The sequence below is a fragment of the Pseudomonas sp. ML2-2023-3 genome, from assembly GCF_037055275.1.
Taxonomy (GTDB): domain Bacteria; phylum Pseudomonadota; class Gammaproteobacteria; order Pseudomonadales; family Pseudomonadaceae; genus Aquipseudomonas.
Genome location: NZ_CP146343.1, coordinates 1,913,432 through 1,928,786, shown reverse-complemented (window position 1 = coordinate 1,928,786; position 15,355 = coordinate 1,913,432). Strand labels below are relative to the sequence as shown.

At 58.2% G+C, this 15,355-nt stretch carries 13 protein-coding genes; 7 read left to right on the top strand and 6 right to left on the bottom strand.

Translation table 11 applies throughout. The features are described from left to right. Nucleotides 1–3: 3 nt before the first annotated feature. Together V6P94_RS08960 and V6P94_RS08955 are read right to left on the bottom strand one after the other, a co-directional pair. Nucleotides 4–618 (bottom strand): NAD(P)-dependent oxidoreductase, encoded by a 615-nt coding sequence (locus V6P94_RS08960; RefSeq protein WP_326398351.1) that lies wholly within the window; start codon nucleotides 616–618, stop codon nucleotides 4–6. 38 nt (nucleotides 619–656) lie between these two features. Next, nucleotides 657–1,538 (bottom strand): MBL fold metallo-hydrolase, encoded by an 882-nt coding sequence (locus tag V6P94_RS08955; protein WP_219260755.1) that lies wholly within the window; start codon nucleotides 1,536–1,538, stop codon nucleotides 657–659. A 112-nt stretch (nucleotides 1,539–1,650) separates the two neighbouring features. On the opposite strand from V6P94_RS08955, the gene V6P94_RS08950 reads away from it, so the two are divergent. Next, nucleotides 1,651–2,556, top strand: coding sequence for a LysR family transcriptional regulator (locus V6P94_RS08950; protein WP_326398352.1), 906 nt, complete (start codon nucleotides 1,651–1,653; stop codon nucleotides 2,554–2,556). Between the two features lie 316 nt (nucleotides 2,557–2,872). On the opposite strand, the gene V6P94_RS08945 is transcribed toward V6P94_RS08950, so the two are convergent. Beyond that, the gene (locus V6P94_RS08945) at nucleotides 2,873–3,754 is read right to left on the bottom strand and encodes a helix-turn-helix domain-containing protein (protein WP_133075784.1); all 882 of its coding nucleotides are present in this window, start codon (nucleotides 3,752–3,754) and stop codon (nucleotides 2,873–2,875) included. A 174-nt stretch (nucleotides 3,755–3,928) separates the two neighbouring features. Between V6P94_RS08945 and pobA the strand changes: the two genes are divergently transcribed. Then, the gene (pobA, locus tag V6P94_RS08940; protein WP_326398354.1) at nucleotides 3,929–5,113 is read left to right on the top strand and encodes a 4-hydroxybenzoate 3-monooxygenase; all 1,185 of its coding nucleotides are present in this window, start codon (nucleotides 3,929–3,931) and stop codon (nucleotides 5,111–5,113) included. Between the two features lie 59 nt (nucleotides 5,114–5,172). Then, nucleotides 5,173–6,690: an MDR family MFS transporter gene (locus tag V6P94_RS08935; RefSeq protein WP_133075786.1), complete on the top strand. Its 1,518-nt coding sequence runs from the start codon at nucleotides 5,173–5,175 to the stop codon at nucleotides 6,688–6,690. Between the two features lie 51 nt (nucleotides 6,691–6,741). On the opposite strand, the gene V6P94_RS08930 is transcribed toward V6P94_RS08935, so the two are convergent. From V6P94_RS08930 to V6P94_RS08920, 3 genes are read right to left on the bottom strand one after another with little or no spacing between them, the layout of a single operon-like run. Beyond that, nucleotides 6,742–7,563 carry an ATPase gene (locus V6P94_RS08930; protein ID WP_133075787.1) on the bottom strand — a complete coding sequence of 274 codons (822 nt, stop codon included), beginning with the start codon at nucleotides 7,561–7,563 and terminating at the stop codon, nucleotides 6,742–6,744. 36 nt (nucleotides 7,564–7,599) lie between these two features. After that, complete coding sequence (locus V6P94_RS08925; RefSeq protein WP_219260759.1) at nucleotides 7,600–8,598, bottom strand: NAD(P)-dependent oxidoreductase; 999 nt, start codon at nucleotides 8,596–8,598, stop codon at nucleotides 7,600–7,602. 52 nt (nucleotides 8,599–8,650) lie between these two features. Continuing rightward, nucleotides 8,651–9,544, bottom strand: a complete 894-nt coding sequence (locus V6P94_RS08920) for a LysR family transcriptional regulator ArgP (protein WP_326398355.1) — start codon at nucleotides 9,542–9,544, stop codon at nucleotides 8,651–8,653. Nucleotides 9,545–9,651: 107 nt separating this feature from the next. Here V6P94_RS08920 and V6P94_RS08915 point away from each other — a divergent pair, with 107 nt between their 5' ends. From V6P94_RS08915 to V6P94_RS08900, 4 genes are all read left to right on the top strand, one after another. Beyond that, nucleotides 9,652–10,254: a LysE/ArgO family amino acid transporter gene (locus tag V6P94_RS08915; protein WP_133075790.1), complete on the top strand. Its 603-nt coding sequence runs from the start codon at nucleotides 9,652–9,654 to the stop codon at nucleotides 10,252–10,254. A 197-nt stretch (nucleotides 10,255–10,451) separates the two neighbouring features. Continuing rightward, on the top strand, nucleotides 10,452–11,048 hold the full coding sequence (locus V6P94_RS08910) for a superoxide dismutase (protein WP_019827796.1): 597 nt from the start codon (nucleotides 10,452–10,454) through the stop codon (nucleotides 11,046–11,048). 257 nt (nucleotides 11,049–11,305) lie between these two features. Further along, nucleotides 11,306–13,357, top strand: a complete 2,052-nt coding sequence (locus tag V6P94_RS08905) for an EAL domain-containing protein (protein ID WP_326398356.1) — start codon at nucleotides 11,306–11,308, stop codon at nucleotides 13,355–13,357. A gap of 160 nt (nucleotides 13,358–13,517) precedes the next feature. Continuing rightward, the gene (locus tag V6P94_RS08900) at nucleotides 13,518–14,864 is read left to right on the top strand and encodes an imelysin family protein (RefSeq protein ID WP_133075792.1); all 1,347 of its coding nucleotides are present in this window, start codon (nucleotides 13,518–13,520) and stop codon (nucleotides 14,862–14,864) included. Nucleotides 14,865–15,355 lie beyond the last annotated feature (491 nt).

Genomic DNA, 15,355 nt, shown 5'->3' with positions numbered 1-15,355 from the left:
GGCTCAATACCCCACTGTGAACCGCTGGCGGGAATGTTTGGGTTGTTCGACTTCATCCAGCATGGCGATGGCGAAGTCAGCAAAGCTGATCCAGCTTTTGCCTTCAGCGCTGATCAGCAGGTGGTCTGCACCCAGGCGGAACGTGCCTGTGCGTTCACCTTCGACAAACTCGGCAGACGGCGACAGGAAACTCCAGTCCAGGTCTTTTTCGGCGCGCAGGATGTCGAGGTACACACAGCCAGCCGAGGCCTCCGCCCGGTACTCTTCGGGAAAGCCCGGACTGTCGATGACTTTGCTGTCATCAGGCAACAACAGGGAACCCGCGCCGCCAACAAACAGCAGGCGTTTAACGCCAGATTTTTTTACCGGATCGATAATAGTCGAGGCTGGCTGGGTCGAAAAATGCGCCGCGCTGAGCACCACGTCATGCCCCGCCACTGCGTCTTGCAGGGCCTGGCCATTGTTGATGTCGACGTCCTTGGTCACGACACTGGCACGCTCACTCAATTTGGAAGCGTTGCGGGCAATGGCCGTAACGCTGTGACCGCGGCGCAGGGCTTCTTCCAGCAGTTGGCTGCCGGCACGACCAGTCGCTCCGATAATTGCAATTTTGCTCATGACGCTCTCCAGTGTGTTGGGAATAACGTTGGGATCTTTCACCACTTCATTTCGCCCTTGGCCACTTTGGCACTGAGCTCCAGCGAAGACGCTTCGCCCAGGTCCGGGTAGCGTTTTTTCATGGCGGCGATCAGTTCGCTCGAATTGCTGGCCTTGAGGGCTTCTTCGTCAAACGCCTTGATGTAGTCGCGGGTGAAATACACGGCCTTCAACGAGCGATCGCTTTCACCCAGATAATGACCCGGCACCACGACTTTCGGCTGCAGGCTGTCGATGCGCTTGAGGGTGGCCAGCCACTGTTTGTGCGATTGCGGGGTCTGGGTGTCGGCCATCCATACGTGCAGGTTGTCGGCCACTACTACACCACCGACCACGGCTTTAAGCGATGGAATCCATACGAAAGTGCGATCCGGCTGGCGCCCGGTGAGGCCGACCACATCCAGCTCACGCCCTTCAAGGTCCAGGGTATTGCCCTTGAGAACCTGCGGCACGATCACCTTGCCCGGAACATCAGCGCCCATTTTCGGACCCCAGAAGGCCAGCTTGGCATCTTTGGTTTCGTTGATATGTGCAACCGTCGGTGCCGAGGCCACGACCTTCGCGTCGGGGAATGCCTGGGTCAGGGTTTCAAGGCCAAAGTAGTAGTCCGGGTCGCCGTGGCTGATGTAGATCGTGGTGAGGTTTTTGCCGCTGGCGCGAATCTTGTCGACCACCTGCTGGGCCTGGGCCTTGCCGAACTGGGCATCGACCAGAATGGCGTCCTTGTCACCACTGACCAGCACCGAAGACACGGGAAAAATCGCCGCCTCTCCAGGGTTGTACACGTCCAGGGTCAACGGTGCCTGAGCGGCAGCATGGGCTGCAAAGCCCAGCACAACAGCGCTGAGGACAAAACGGCGAAGGGTCGAAAATCCAGTCATGGGTGATTCCTGAGTCAGTGGCCAGGGTCGGCGATAGACAGAGCTTAGTTGCACGATCGCGAACTAAAAATGCGATGCTTGAACATAGTTTGTTTCAGATATCGGGCAGATCATGGATCGTCTTATTGCAATGCGTGTGTTTGTTACCGTTGTCGACCTCGGCAGCCAGTCAGCGGCGGCCGATCATCTGGATCTGTCACGCCCGGTGGTGTCACGCTACCTGGCGGAGCTGGAAGAATGGGTAGGTGCACGCTTGATGCACCGCACCACGCGCAAGTTGAGCCTGACTGCTGCGGGCAATGAGACTCTGCCCCGCTGCCGACAACTGCTGGAGCTGGCTGACGACATGCAGGCCGCCGTGGGTGCGCCCACCGATGCACCACGGGGATTGTTGCGCATCAGTGTCAGCACCTCGTTCGGACAGGCGCAACTGGCTGCGGCAGTGACTGACTACGTACGGCTTTATCCGCAGGTCAGCATTGATCTGCAGATGCTCGACCGCACGGTGAATCTGGTAGACGAGCGCATCGACCTGGCGATTCGCACCAGCAATGACCTGGACCCGAACCTGATCGCCCGCAAGCTTACCGTTTGTCGCTCGGTGCTCTGTGCATCCCCGGCGTATCTGCGCGAACGCCCGGCGCCGCAGCAGGTCGACGAACTGAGCCGACACAACTGCCTGACCCACTCCTACTACGGCAAGAGCCTGTGGCACTTCACCCACCACGGTGAGGACGTGTCGGTCCCGGTACAAGGCAACATCAGCGCCAACGAAGCGAGCACCTTGTTGAGCGCCACTCTGGCGGGTGCGGGGGTTTCGCTGCTGCCCAGCTACCAGGCCGGGGTGTATGTGCAACGCGGTGAACTGGTGCGCCTGCTGCCCGAAGCAGAACCGCGCCTGATGAACATTTACGCGGTGTATGCCTCACGCAAACACATGCCTGCAACCTTGCGCAGCATGCTCGACTTTCTCGTCGAACGCTTCACCGATGAACCGGCGTGGGATAAAGACTTGTAAACCGAGCCCCGTAGTCGCTGGCGCATCTAGTCCATTTGAAGGATGAAATCGGGCACAACCCCTCGTACAACTGGCATGGCAAGAACCTAAGTCTGAACTAGCCTCAAGTCTGTGACGTCAGGGAGCAAATGCCATGACTACTAAAACAAAAACAAGATGCATGACCGTGTTTGTCGTTTTCGCTGCCGCTGTACTGTTTGCAGGCGCTTGCTACCGCGCTGAACAAACCCGGCAAGCATCCGGATTGATCGCCAGTTGCAATGGCGCGCACTGCAATGCCATGTTCAGCGCTCTGAGGTAAGGAAGCCCCGGAGCATCAGGTCGGGCTGATGCCGTCAGCCCGACCTGTTCGAAAGGCGCTGGGCGATGTTCCGCTCAGGCGCCGGAAAAACCGCGCGAAATACGCCGGGTCAGCAAAGCCCAGACTGTCAGCCACCTCGCTGATGGTCATCGGCGTGTAAATCAAATGCCGCTTTGCCTCCAGCAAAATCCGTTGATGAATGATCTGCAACGCCGACTGCCCCGCCAGCTCGCGGCAGATACTGTTCAGGTGCGCCACTGAAATGCCCACCTGATGCGCCAGTTGCTCGACATTCGGTTGCTCGCAAAACTGTGTCTCGACCCGTTGATTGAACACGCTCAGGTACTCACGCCCCCGTGATGGCACCTGCTTGGCTTCACGGCGCTGAATCACCTGGCGAGTGACCCACACCAGCAGCACACTGATCAGCGATTGCAAGAGCATGTCGCGGGCGGGTTGCGCGCCGACATACTCACTTTGCAGCTCACTGAACAGGTTGTTGAGGTAATCGCGATCCTTGCCAGCCGGGTAACTGGCGACCCGTTGCAGCAAGCTCACTGATCCGCCCAGCTGCGCTTGCAGTTGAGCCACCAACGGAGCCGCCAGCGTCAGTACAAAACCCTCAACGTTCGGCGAAAACTGAAACCCGTGTACAGACAGCGGCGGGATGATCTGGATGGCGGATTGCTCCAGAACATGAAACTGGCCTTCGACTTCAACCCGCGCCCTGCCCGTGTGGACATAGAGCAACTGGCACAGGTCGGCATGCCGATGGGGATGGATCTCCCAGTCGTGGACGCGGCTGCGCAGCGAGATGGTTTCGCAGTGCAACAGGTCGGGGCCAAGCCAGTCCTGCTGCTCGCCGTACAGCTTGAACACCGGGATTGAAGGATTCATGGGCGCCCGCTCTGAAGTTATTCCTGAAAGCCGATAATCGCACCGATTAGCGAAAAGTACCGGTATTAACGTGTTTATCACCTTCTATTGCTTCTCTCGCAAGCGAAAAATACAAGCATAAATTAATAAGAACCCACTCGTTCCCTGCGGACGAGGCTGCGCGAGAGAACAATAATGAGAACTCAAGTCGCTATTATCGGCGCCGGTCCTTCAGGCCTGCTGCTGGGTCAACTGCTGCATAACGCCGGTATCGATAACGTCATCATCGAACGCCAGACCGGCGAATACGTCCTGGGGCGGATTCGCGCCGGAGTGCTAGAGCAAGGCATGGTCGACCTGTTGCGCCAGGCCGGTGTCAGTCAGCGCATGGACGCTGAAGGGCTTGTCCATGACGGCTTTGAACTGGCCCTGGATAACCGTCAGGTGCATATCGACCTCAAAGGCCTGACCGGCGGCAAAACAGTGATGGTCTACGGCCAGACCGAGGTGACCCGCGATCTGATGGCCGCTCGGGAGGAAGCCGGGGCGCAGACCCTCTACAGCGCCAGCAACGTTCAACCACACGGGATGAAAACCGATACGCCGTACGTCACATTCGATAAAGAGGGCGAAAGCTGGCGCCTGGACTGCGATTACATTGCCGGCTGCGATGGTTTTCACGGCGTGGCGCGTCAGTCGATTCCCAGTGATGTCCTGAAAATCTTCGAACGTGTGTATCCCTTCGGCTGGCTCGGCGTACTGGCCGATACGCCGCCGGTCAACGACGAACTGGTGTATGCCAAACACGAACGCGGCTTTGCCCTGTGCAGCCAGCGTTCGGCTACCCGCAGCCGTTATTACCTGCAGGTCCCGGTACAGGAAAAGGTCGAGGACTGGTCTGATCAACGCTTTTGGGACGAGCTGAAAACCCGCCTGCCCAAGGCGTTGGCTGAGCGCTTGATCACCGGGCCGTCCATCGAAAAAAGCATCGCGCCACTGCGCAGTTTTGTGGTCGAGCCGATGCAGTTCGGGCGCATGTTTCTGGTGGGCGACGCCGCGCATATCGTGCCGCCGACCGGAGCAAAGGGTTTGAACCTGGCCGCCAGCGATGTGAGCACACTGTTCAATATTCTGCTCAAGGTCTACGGCGAAGGTCGCACCGATCTGCTGGAACGCTATTCCGAGGTGTGCCTGAGGCGCGTCTGGAAGGCTGAACGGTTCTCGTGGTGGATGACATCGATGTTGCACCGTTTCCCCGACAGTGACGGCTTTAGCCAGCGTATTACTGACAGTGAACTGGCGTACTTCGTCGACTCCCGGGCGGGGCGCACGACCATTGCAGAAAATTACGTGGGGCTCCCTTACGAGGCTATCGAATAGCAGGCTATCGAGTAGACTAACGGCATTCCGCCATAGGTTTGCCGCCCAAAGGTGTTTTCGTGACCAGTTTGAATCAGCCACCCCAGACCAAGCCTGAAATTCGCAGCATCCTGATCGCCCTGATGCTGGCGATTTTCCTGGGGGCACTGGATCAAACCATTGTCGCCGTCTCCATGCCCGCCATTTCCGCCCAGTTCAAGGATGTCAGCCAGCTCGCGTGGGTGATTTCGGGCTATATGGTGGCCATGACAGTGGCCGTGCCAATTTACGGCAAGCTCGGCGACTTGTACGGGCGCAGGCGCCTGATGCTCTTCGGCATGGGGCTCTTTACCCTCGCCTCGCTGTTTTGCGGGCTCGCGCAGAACATGGAGCAGTTGGTCCTGGCAAGGATCATTCAGGGGATTGGTGCTGGCGGGATGATATCGGTGAGCCAGGCGATCATCGGCGACATCGTTCCACCACGCGAACGGGGTCGCTATCAGGGCTACTTCAGCAGCATGTATGCACTGGCCAGCGTCGCGGGGCCGGTACTGGGCGGTTACATGACCGAGTATCTGTCGTGGCGCTGGGTATTTTTAATCAATTTGCCTCTGGGTCTCGCGGCCTGGTGGATCTCCTATCGCACGCTGGTCGGGCTACCTGTCCCGCAACGCAAGCCGATTATTGACTACTTGGGCACGATGCTGATGATCGTGGGCCTGACGTCGCTGCTGCTGAGCATCACGTTTATCGGCCAGGGCCATAGCTGGCGCGATGATCAGGTCGCCGGGTTTCTGGCGGTTGCACTGATCGCGCTGGGGCTGTTTGTGTGGCATGAACGTCGCACGACTGAACCGTTGCTGCCCATGCACCTGTTTGCCAATCGCAATGCGGTGCTGTGCTGGTGCACGGTATTTTTCACCAGCTTCCAGGCCATTTCCCTGATTGTGCTCATGCCGTTGCGTTATCAGAGCATCACCGGCGCGGGGGCCGACAGCGCGGCCCTGCACCTGCTGCCTCTGGCCATAGGCTTGCCGATCGGGGCCTATTTTGCCGGGCGCAGGACTTCGGTAACCGGACGCTACAAACCGATGATTTTAGCCGGTGCCGTGCTGATGCCCCTGTCCATCCTGGGAATGGCTTTCAGCCCGCCAAGCGCAGAGTTGTTGAGCGCCGTATTCATGCTTTTCAGCGGGATCGCTTCGGGCATGCAGTTTCCAACCTCGCTGGTGGGCGCGCAGAACTCGGTGCAGCAGCAAGACATTGGCGTGGCGACCAGCACCACCAATCTGTTTCGCGCCTTGGGCGGTGCTATGGGGGTCGCCTTGATGTCGGCCCTGCTGCTGGCGTTGCTGCACGACTCGATACTGTCACCGGTCATGGGGCAACCCTTGATCGGTGAAGGCAGCTCGGGGAATGTGTTGCTCGACAGCCTGAACGCGGTCCAGGGCCCCGCGCTGGATAGCCTGCGGGCAGAACTGCTGCTGACTTTCCGCCACCTGCTGACCATCAGCGCTGCGGTGTCGTTGCTGGGGCTGGCTGCGGCGCTGGCGATGCCCAATCAGGTGCTGCGTGGGCGTGAAGACAAGGCGAAGTAGTGGGACGTGTGGGGGCTAGCAAGCCCGCTCCCACACGTTCAGTGTTGCGATTTACGGGCGGGCGCTGATCTGCTTCTGCAAGTTCTGAATCTGGCTTTGCAGGGTATTGATGTTGCGCGTCATCTGGGCGCGAAACACGTCAAACTCCGCTGCATTGGCGCCTTGGGCAGGTGCCGGGCGGTTTTCCAGTTCGCTCTTGAGCACGATCATGTCTTGTTCCAGACGCTCGAGCGCCACACTCGGATTACCTTGTTTTTTCAGGGCCGCCACGTCTACAGCCTGTTGCGCGACACCGGTCTTGAGCGTCGACAACTCAGCACCCAACGCTTTCAACTCGGCTTCGAGCCTGGCCTGGGTTTCTTTTTGCGCCGTCACCTGCAGCACCATCGCCGCATTGATCTGCTCAAAGCGCTGATCCAGCTCGCCCTGCTGCCCCGCCACAACACCCTGCTGACGTTTGCTCTGCTCAAGAAGCTGCTCTTCGAGCTGCTTGATCTGCAACTTCAGGGCTTCGCTGCCATTGTTGATGCTCGACTCGCTGGCCACCACCTTGCCGGAAATGGCCTGCAACCGCCCCGCCGCATCTTCACTGATGCGGGCAAAGCTTTCCTGGGTCGCCACCAGTTGCTGCTCCATCAGCGAGATCTGCTGAAAACTCCACCAGGCAAGCCCGCCCACGGCAAGCAGCAAGGCACAGATCAACGTCCACAAAGGCCCGGTACTCGGACCCTTGACCTTGATCACCGGTGTATTGCGTGAATAAACCGTGGTGCGCTCACGAGCAGCGTCCGTGGGCGCCAGCTCATCATGATCATGGGCATCGGCGCGCAAGGTCGGGACATGTTCAAAGTCGTCGCGGGCATCGTTACGCATGGTAAACCTTCAAAAATAGCGCTCAGTTACAAGCATTTATCGGTACGGCGATTCCTGAGCTTTCCACCAGCCACAGAACTCATCCAGTGCGGCCCACAGACTGACTTTGGGGTCGTAGTCCAGGTAATGCCGGGCACGGCTGATGTCGAGGGTAAAGTCTTTGTCCATGATCTGCACCCCCAAACGCGAACGTGACGGTTCGGGCTGGCCCGGCCACAGCTTGCAGCCGACTTCGCTCAGCGCGCCCAGACTGTAGGCCAGGCCGTAGCCGCGATAACGGGTTACTTGCGGCACGTTCATTTGGCGCATCACATAATTGATCACATCCCACAACGGGATGGGCGTGCCATTACTGATGTTGTAGGCCCTGCCCAAGGCCGAACCCGTATTCAACAAGCTGCTCATCAACGCCTCGTTGAGGTTTTGCACACTGGTGAAGTCGACCTTGTTCAGGCCGTTGCCCACGATGGCCAGGCGACCTTTGCGCTGCATTTTCAACAAGCGCGGGAACATGCTCATATCCCCCGCCCCCGTGACAAACCGCGGACGCAGGGCAATCACTTCAAGGCCGAACTCCTGGGCACCGAACACCTTTTGCTCCGCCAGGTTTTTGGTCGCGGCATATGGGTGCCGAAAACGCCTGGGCAACTGTTCTTCGGTGAGGTCGGTGTGGGAACGGCCATCGAAGTACAAGGATGCAGAGGACAAATGCACCAGGCGGCGCACCCGCTGCTTCAAGCAGGCCTCAACCACGTTCTCGGTCACCAGCACGTTGTCACGGTGGAAGTCCTGATAACGCCCCCAGGCGCCCCTATGGCCAGCACAATGAACCACAGCGTCGACATCGACACACAGGTCACGCACCAGCAAGCCATCGGTCAAATCACCCGGGATAAATTCAGCCCCACGCCGCACCAGGTGTTCAACACCCTCAGCCCGTCGCCCGCTGACCCGCACGTCAAAGCCCTGCTCCAGGGCAAAGCGCGCGAAGCGTCCACCGATAAAGCCGCTCGCGCCGGTGACCAGAATCTTCATCAATCACTCCAAATGCTGTAATTCTTGCTGCTTGCTCTTTAAACGCCGGTTATCAGGCCAAAGGCACTAACCAGCGGGCTGCCGAACGAGATAAATGTTCAGTCAGTTGACTCAGCAGTTGTCCGCCATTACGCCAATGATGCCAGTACAGTGGCACGTCGATGGGTTTATCTGGCAAAAGCTCCACCAGACGTCCACATTCAAGCTGTTCGCGCACTTGCAACTCCGGGACCAGCCCCCATCCCAGACCCGCCTCGGCCAAACGGATAAACCCTTCGGAGGACGGGCACAAATGGTGTTCGAATCCACCGTCTACGCCCAGTGCGGCCAGGTAGCGGTGTTGCAGAAAATCATCCGGGCCAAACACCAGGGCTGGTGTTTTTGACAGCAACGCCGGGCTCACACCCTCAGGAAAATGCCGTGCAATAAAAGCCGGGCTCGCCAGTGCCCGATAGCGCATGGCGCCCAGCAGCACGCTACGGGCCCCGGCCACTGGCCGCTCACTGGCACACAGGCAGGCAGCCACTTCACCGGCGCGCATGCGTTTGAGGCCAACGGTCTGATCCTCAACCACCAGGTCCAGCAACAGGTGCTGCTCGGCACAAAAATCACCCACCGCCGGTGCCCACCAGGTGGCCAGGCTGTCGGCATTCAGGGCAATGCGCAGGCGTTCGGGCAGCCCCTCGTCATCCAGCGCCGGCACTGCACTTTGCAGGTCACGCTCCAGCAAGCGCACTTGTTGCACATGGTTGAGCAGGCGACGGCCAATCTCGGTCGGCGTCGGTGGCGCGGCGCGGATCAGCACCGGCTGACCGATGCGCGCTTCCAGCAACTTGATGCGCTGGGAGATGGCCGATTGTGACAAACCCAGTACCTGAGCGGCCCGTTCAAACCCGGCTTGTTCTACTACCGCGGCCAGGGCCGAGAGCAATTTATAGTCGAACATCAGTTTTCCTAATGAGCGATCAGCAATATTGGTTTTTCTTATACATCCAAGGGCCGGACAATAGCCAGCAACAACCTTCTCCCGCCTGCACACGACGAGTAATTCTTATGTGGCAAAGCTACCTCAATGGCCTGTTGGTCGCGTTCGGCCTGATCATGGCCATCGGCACCCAGAATGCATTCGTCCTCGCACAAAGCCTGCGTCGTGAACACCACCTGCCCGTGGCCGCGTTTTGTGTAGTGTGCGATGCCCTGCTGGTGGCGGCCGGGGTCTTCGGCCTGGCGACCCTCCTGGCGCAGAACCCGTTGTTGCTCAGCGTGGCGCGATGGGGTGGCGCGGTGTTTCTGCTGTGGTACGGCACGCAGGCGTTGCGTCGTGCGTTCGCCAAGTCGAGCCTTGAGCAATCCGCCGGCCAGACTGCACGTTCGCTCAAGGCCGTGATGCTCAGCGCGCTGGCCGTCACCCTGCTCAACCCCCATGTTTACCTGGATACGGTTTTGCTGATTGGCTCGCTCGGCGCGCAGCAAAGCGTGCCAGGGGCCTATGTAGTGGGCGCGGCGAGTGCTTCGCTGATGTGGTTTTTCACCCTGGCACTGGGCGCCGCATGGCTGGCGCCGTGGCTGGCACGGCCAAATACCTGGCGTGTGCTGGACCTGCTGGTGGCGGTGATGATGTATGCGGTGGCGGTGCAGTTGATCGTCTCTGGCTGAGCCCGCGCGCAGGTCACAAAAAACATCGCCAAAAGTGCTGAAGCGTCTATCCCACACAGTTGTCGCGTGGTTATGCCTTCACCCCGGTGCTATGATCCAGCCCCTGCGCCGCAAAGAGTAAAAACTCATCGGCGCGTGTTTGGCCGCCCGTGATCGGCCTTGCGCTCATCGCAACTGACCTGATTAGGAGAATCATCATGGCTTTTGAATTGCCGCCGCTGCCGTACGCACACGATGCCCTGCAGCCGCACATCTCCAAAGAAACCCTGGAGTTTCACCACGACAAGCACCACAACACCTACGTCGTGAACCTGAACAACCTGGTGCCAGGCACCGAGTTCGAAGGCAAAACCCTGGAAGAGATCGTTAAAACCTCTTCGGGCGGTATCTTCAACAACGCCGCTCAGGTCTGGAACCACACCTTCTACTGGAACTGCCTGGCGCCAAACGCCGGCGGCGAACCAACTGGCGCGCTGGCGGATGCCATCAACGCTGCCTTCGGCTCGTTCGACAAGTTCAAAGAAGAATTCAGCAAAACCTCCATCGGCACCTTCGGTTCCGGCTGGGGCTGGCTGGTGAAGAAAGCTGACGGTTCCCTGGCACTGGCCAGCACCATCGGCGCCGGCAACCCGCTGACCAGCGGCGACACCCCGCTGCTGACCTGCGACGTTTGGGAACACGCTTACTACATCGACTACCGCAACGTACGTCCGAAGTATGTTGAGGCGTTCTGGAACCTCGTTAACTGGAAGTTCGTCGCTGAGCAGTTCGAAGGTAAAGCCTTCACTGCCTGAGCCTGACTCCAGGTAAAAAAACCCGGCATTGCCGGGTTTTTTTTGGTCTGATTTAAAGTTTCAAAAGAGCCGCTCGCCGAGTCCGGGCCAGCTAGTATGAAAGCGTTGTGTATTTTAATAGCGCACCTCAAGTTCGAAGTGAAAATACCGACACAGTAGCGATTGTGAGCGTTGTGGATTTATTGCTTTCGCACCTGTCGTGAATCGTCAACCTACAAGGCCACAGGCAATACCGGCAAGGAACAGGGAAAAGTGCTTTGAAGCTGCAATTCAAGAACAGCTTGTCACTGAAGTTGCTCCGCATCGCACTGCTGTCAGCAGTGGTCGTAGGTGGAGTATTGAGCTGCGCGCAAATTGTCTTTGACGCCTACCGGGTTCGACAAGCCGTCACGGTAGATGCCGGACGTATCCTGGACATGTTTCGCGACCCGTCGACTCAAGCGCTGTATAGCCTGGACCGCGACATGGCCATGCAGGTCATCGAAGGCATGTTCCAGGATGGAGCCGTGCGCAACGCGTCCATCGGCCATCCCAATGAGACGGCCCTCGCCGAAAAATCACGGGCGCTGCAACACTCATCGAGCCGCTGGGTGACCGACATGATTCTGGGTCAAGAGCACACGTTCAGTATTCCTCTAGTAGGCAAGGGGCCTTACAGCGAGTACTACGGCGACCTGAGCATCACGCTCGACACCGCCAGTTACGGCGAAGGGTTACTGGCCGATTCAGCGGTCATGCTGCTCTCCGGACTGTTGCGTGCCCTGCTGATGGGGCTGGTGCTGTATTCGGTGTATCAGTGGTTGCTGACCAAGCCGCTTTCCAAAGTCATCGGCCACCTGACCAGTATTAATCCGGACCGCCCCAGCGAGCACGTGATCCCCCTGCTCAAAGGTCACGAGCACAATGAACTGGGTGTTTGGGTCAACACTTCCAACCAGTTGCTCGCATCCATTGAACGCAACAACCGTTTGCGTCACGAAGCTGAAAGTTCCTTGCTGCGCATGGCCCAGTATGACTTTCTGACCGGCCTGCCCAATCGCCAACAGCTGCAGGGGCAATTAGGCAAGATCCTGACCGATGCTGGCCGTTTGCAACGCCGCGTCGCTGTGCTTTGCGTGGGCTTGGACGACTTCAAAGGCATCAACGAGCAGTTCGGCTATCAAGCGGGAGATCAACTGCTGCAGGCTCTGGCCGATCGCTTGCGCGCCCACAGTGGAAGCCTGGGCGCTCTGGGACGCCTGGGTGGCGATCAGTTTGCGCTGATTCAGGCCCATATCGAACAGCCCTACGAAGCTGCCGAACTGGCCCAGAGCATTCTGGATGACCTTGAATCACCCTTCTGTCTTGACCAGCAAAACATCCGCTTGCGCGCCACTATCGGTATCACGCTGTTTCCCGAAGATGGCGACACCACTGAAAAGTTGCTGCAAAAAGCCGAGCAAACCATGACGCTGGCCAAGAGTTACTCGCGCAACCGCTATCAGTTTTATATTGCCAGCGTGGACCGCGAGATGCGGCGTATGCGCGAGCTGGAAAAAGACCTTCGTGAAGCCCTGCAGTGCAACCAGCTCTCCCTGGTCTACCAGCCACAAATTCGTTACAGCGACCACCGGGTGGTCGGTGTCGAAGCCCTCTTGCGCTGGCGGCACCCGCTACACGGCATGGTTCCGCCCGATCTGTTCATCCCGCTGGCCGAGAAAAACGGCAGCATCATTGCCATCGGTGAATGGGCAATGGACGAAGCCTGCCGCCAACTGCGCGAATGGCATGATCAAGGCTTCAGTGAACTGCGCATGGCGGTCAATCTGTCCACGGTGCAGTTGCACCACGTCGAACTGCCGCGAGTGGTCAACAACCTCCTGCAGCGCCACCGCTTGCCGCCGCGCAGCCTGGAACTGGAGGTCACCGAAACCAGCCTGATGAAAGATATCAGCACCGCCGCCCAACACCTGCTGAGCCTTCGCCGCTCCGGCGCGTTGATTGCGATTGATGATTTTGGCACAGGCTATTCGTCATTGAGTTACCTCAAAAGCCTGCCGCTGGACAAAATCAAGATCGATAAAAGCTTTGTTCAGGACCTGATCGACGACGGCGACGATGCCACTATCGTGCGCGCCATCATCCAGCTGGGTAAAAGCCTTGGCATGCAGGTGATTGCCGAAGGGGTTGAAACCATTGATCAGGAAGCCTACGTCATCGGCGAAGGCTGCCATGAAGGCCAGGGCTATTTGTACAGCAAACCCCTTGGCTCGCGGGAGTTGGTCGCTTATCTGAAGCAGGCCAAACGTGACAAGGCCGCCAATATGTAAATCCATATTTCAAAAATCGGCAAAGACCCGGTGCGGCCTGCGGTAAATAAGAAATATTTCCAACAGTATCTCTTTACACAAAATGCATATCTTTCGCATTATGTGGCAGTTTCGCGTGCAGCCGCACGCTTGTCCCACCTCTCGAAGCAGGATTTTCGCCATGATTCGTATGCCTCTGGCAACCGCCAGTCTGCTGGCCATTGCTATCTCACTCGCCGGTTGTGGCGACAAGGACAAGGAAAAAACCGCCGCAGCCCCTACGCCAGCAGCCGCCACCAGCACCGCGACGCCAGCCGCTGACATCAGCGCAGCCAAAGTCGACGAAGCTGCCGCCAAGGCCGTCGTTGCGCATTACGCCGACATGGTTCACGCCGTATACAGCGATGCTGAAAGCACTGCCAAAAAACTGCAAACCGCTATCGATGCGTTCCTGGCCAAGCCCAACGACGACACTCTGAAAGCCGCTCGCGCTGCATGGGTTGAAGCCCGTGTGCCTTACCTGCAGAGCGAAGTGTTTCGCTTCGGCAACACCATCATTGATGACTGGGAAGGCCAAGTTAACGCCTGGCCGCTGGACGAAGGCCTGATCGACTACGTTGACGCCAACTATGCAGGCGCACTGGGCAACCCGGGTGCCAACGCCAACATCATCGCCAACACCCAGATTCAGATCGGCGAAGACAAGGTCGACGTCACCGAAATCACTCCGGAAACCCTGGCCAGCCTGAACGAGCTGGGTGGTTCCGAAGCCAACGTGGCTACCGGTTATCACGCAATCGAATTCCTGCTGTGGGGCCAGGACCTCAACGGCACAGGCCCGGGTGCAGGCAACCGCCCTGCTTCCGACTACCTGGAAGGCGAAGGCGCCACTGGCGGCCACAACGAACGCCGTCGCGCTTACTTGAAAGCCGTGACCCAACTGCTGGTTAACGACCTCGACGAAATGGTCGGCAACTGGGCACCCAACGTTGCCGACAACTACCGCGCCACGCTTGAAGCCGAGCCGGTACAAAACGGTCTGCGCAAAATGCTGTTCGGCATGGGCAGCCTGTCGCTGGGCGAACTGGCCGGCGAGCGTATGAAAGTGTCACTGGAAGCCAACTCCCCTGAAGACGAGCAGGACTGCTTCAGCGACAACACCCACAACTCGCACTTCTACGATGCCAAGGGCATTCGTAACGTGTACCTGGGCGAGTACCTGCGCGCTGACGGCACTAAAATGACCGGCCCAAGCCTGTCGTCGCTGGTGGTCGTGATTGACCCGGCTGCAGACGCGACACTGAAATCCGATCTGGCCGACACAGAAGCCAAGATCCAGGTCATGGTTGACCGCGCCAACAAGGGCGAGCACTACGACCAGTTGATCGCAGCGGATAACGCAGCGGGCAACCAGGTGGTTCGTGATGCCATTGCAGCCCTGGTCAAGCAGACCGGTGCCATCGAGCAAGCCGCTGGCAAGCTGGGCATCAGCGACCTGAACCCGGACAACGCCGATCACGAGTTTTGATCTGCAGGGTTTGAGTGAGTGAACAATGAGGCGACCTTCGGGTCGCCTTTTTTGTGGGTTTCGCCCTTATACAGAAGTGCTTTTGCAAAACAGACATAACGCATTCGCAGTCAAACTGCTAACGCCTCTGTAAATAATAAATACATAGCCATCACCGCCCTTAAACTTGACTAAATCAAAGCTAAAAACATAGCTATTAATTACACTCCATTCCAAGCTAGCGACACGCCCTTGCTGCCGCCAAATAAAATGATGCCCACTGGACAACATCTCATAGCCGAAAAAGCGTTTTAGATTGACACTACTACTAGATGGAAACTTGTTAACTCAAGAGAACAAAGCTGTTGCCTGGTCGACCGATAGCAATCAGGTTCACAGCAAACCCATACAGGGCACTGCCTGGACATACACCCGGTCGCATGCCAAAAATAACATTCAAAGTGATCAATATACTACCGGACGGAGTGCCCTTCACCCTATGGGAGTTTTAA

Bases quoted from the DNA above. Each gene is read 5' to 3' on its own strand.
- V6P94_RS08960 (WP_326398351.1), bottom strand. From the start codon at position 618: ATGAGCAAAATTGCAATTATCGGAGCGACTGGTCGTGCCGGCAGCCAA.
- V6P94_RS08955 (WP_219260755.1), bottom strand. From the start codon at position 1,538: ATGACTGGATTTTCGACCCTTCGCCGTTTTGTCCTCAGCGCTGTTGTG.
- V6P94_RS08950 (WP_326398352.1), top strand. From the start codon at position 1,651: ATGGATCGTCTTATTGCAATGCGTGTGTTTGTTACCGTTGTCGACCTC.
- V6P94_RS08945 (WP_133075784.1), bottom strand. From the start codon at position 3,754: ATGAATCCTTCAATCCCGGTGTTCAAGCTGTACGGCGAGCAGCAGGAC.
- pobA (WP_326398354.1), top strand. From the start codon at position 3,929: ATGAGAACTCAAGTCGCTATTATCGGCGCCGGTCCTTCAGGCCTGCTG.
- V6P94_RS08930 (WP_133075787.1), bottom strand. From the start codon at position 7,563: ATGCGTAACGATGCCCGCGACGACTTTGAACATGTCCCGACCTTGCGC.
- V6P94_RS08925 (WP_219260759.1), bottom strand. From the start codon at position 8,598: ATGAAGATTCTGGTCACCGGCGCGAGCGGCTTTATCGGTGGACGCTTC.
- V6P94_RS08920 (WP_326398355.1), bottom strand. From the start codon at position 9,544: ATGTTCGACTATAAATTGCTCTCGGCCCTGGCCGCGGTAGTAGAACAA.
- V6P94_RS08915 (WP_133075790.1), top strand. From the start codon at position 9,652: ATGTGGCAAAGCTACCTCAATGGCCTGTTGGTCGCGTTCGGCCTGATC.
- V6P94_RS08910 (WP_019827796.1), top strand. From the start codon at position 10,452: ATGGCTTTTGAATTGCCGCCGCTGCCGTACGCACACGATGCCCTGCAG.
- V6P94_RS08900 (WP_133075792.1), top strand. From the start codon at position 13,518: ATGATTCGTATGCCTCTGGCAACCGCCAGTCTGCTGGCCATTGCTATC.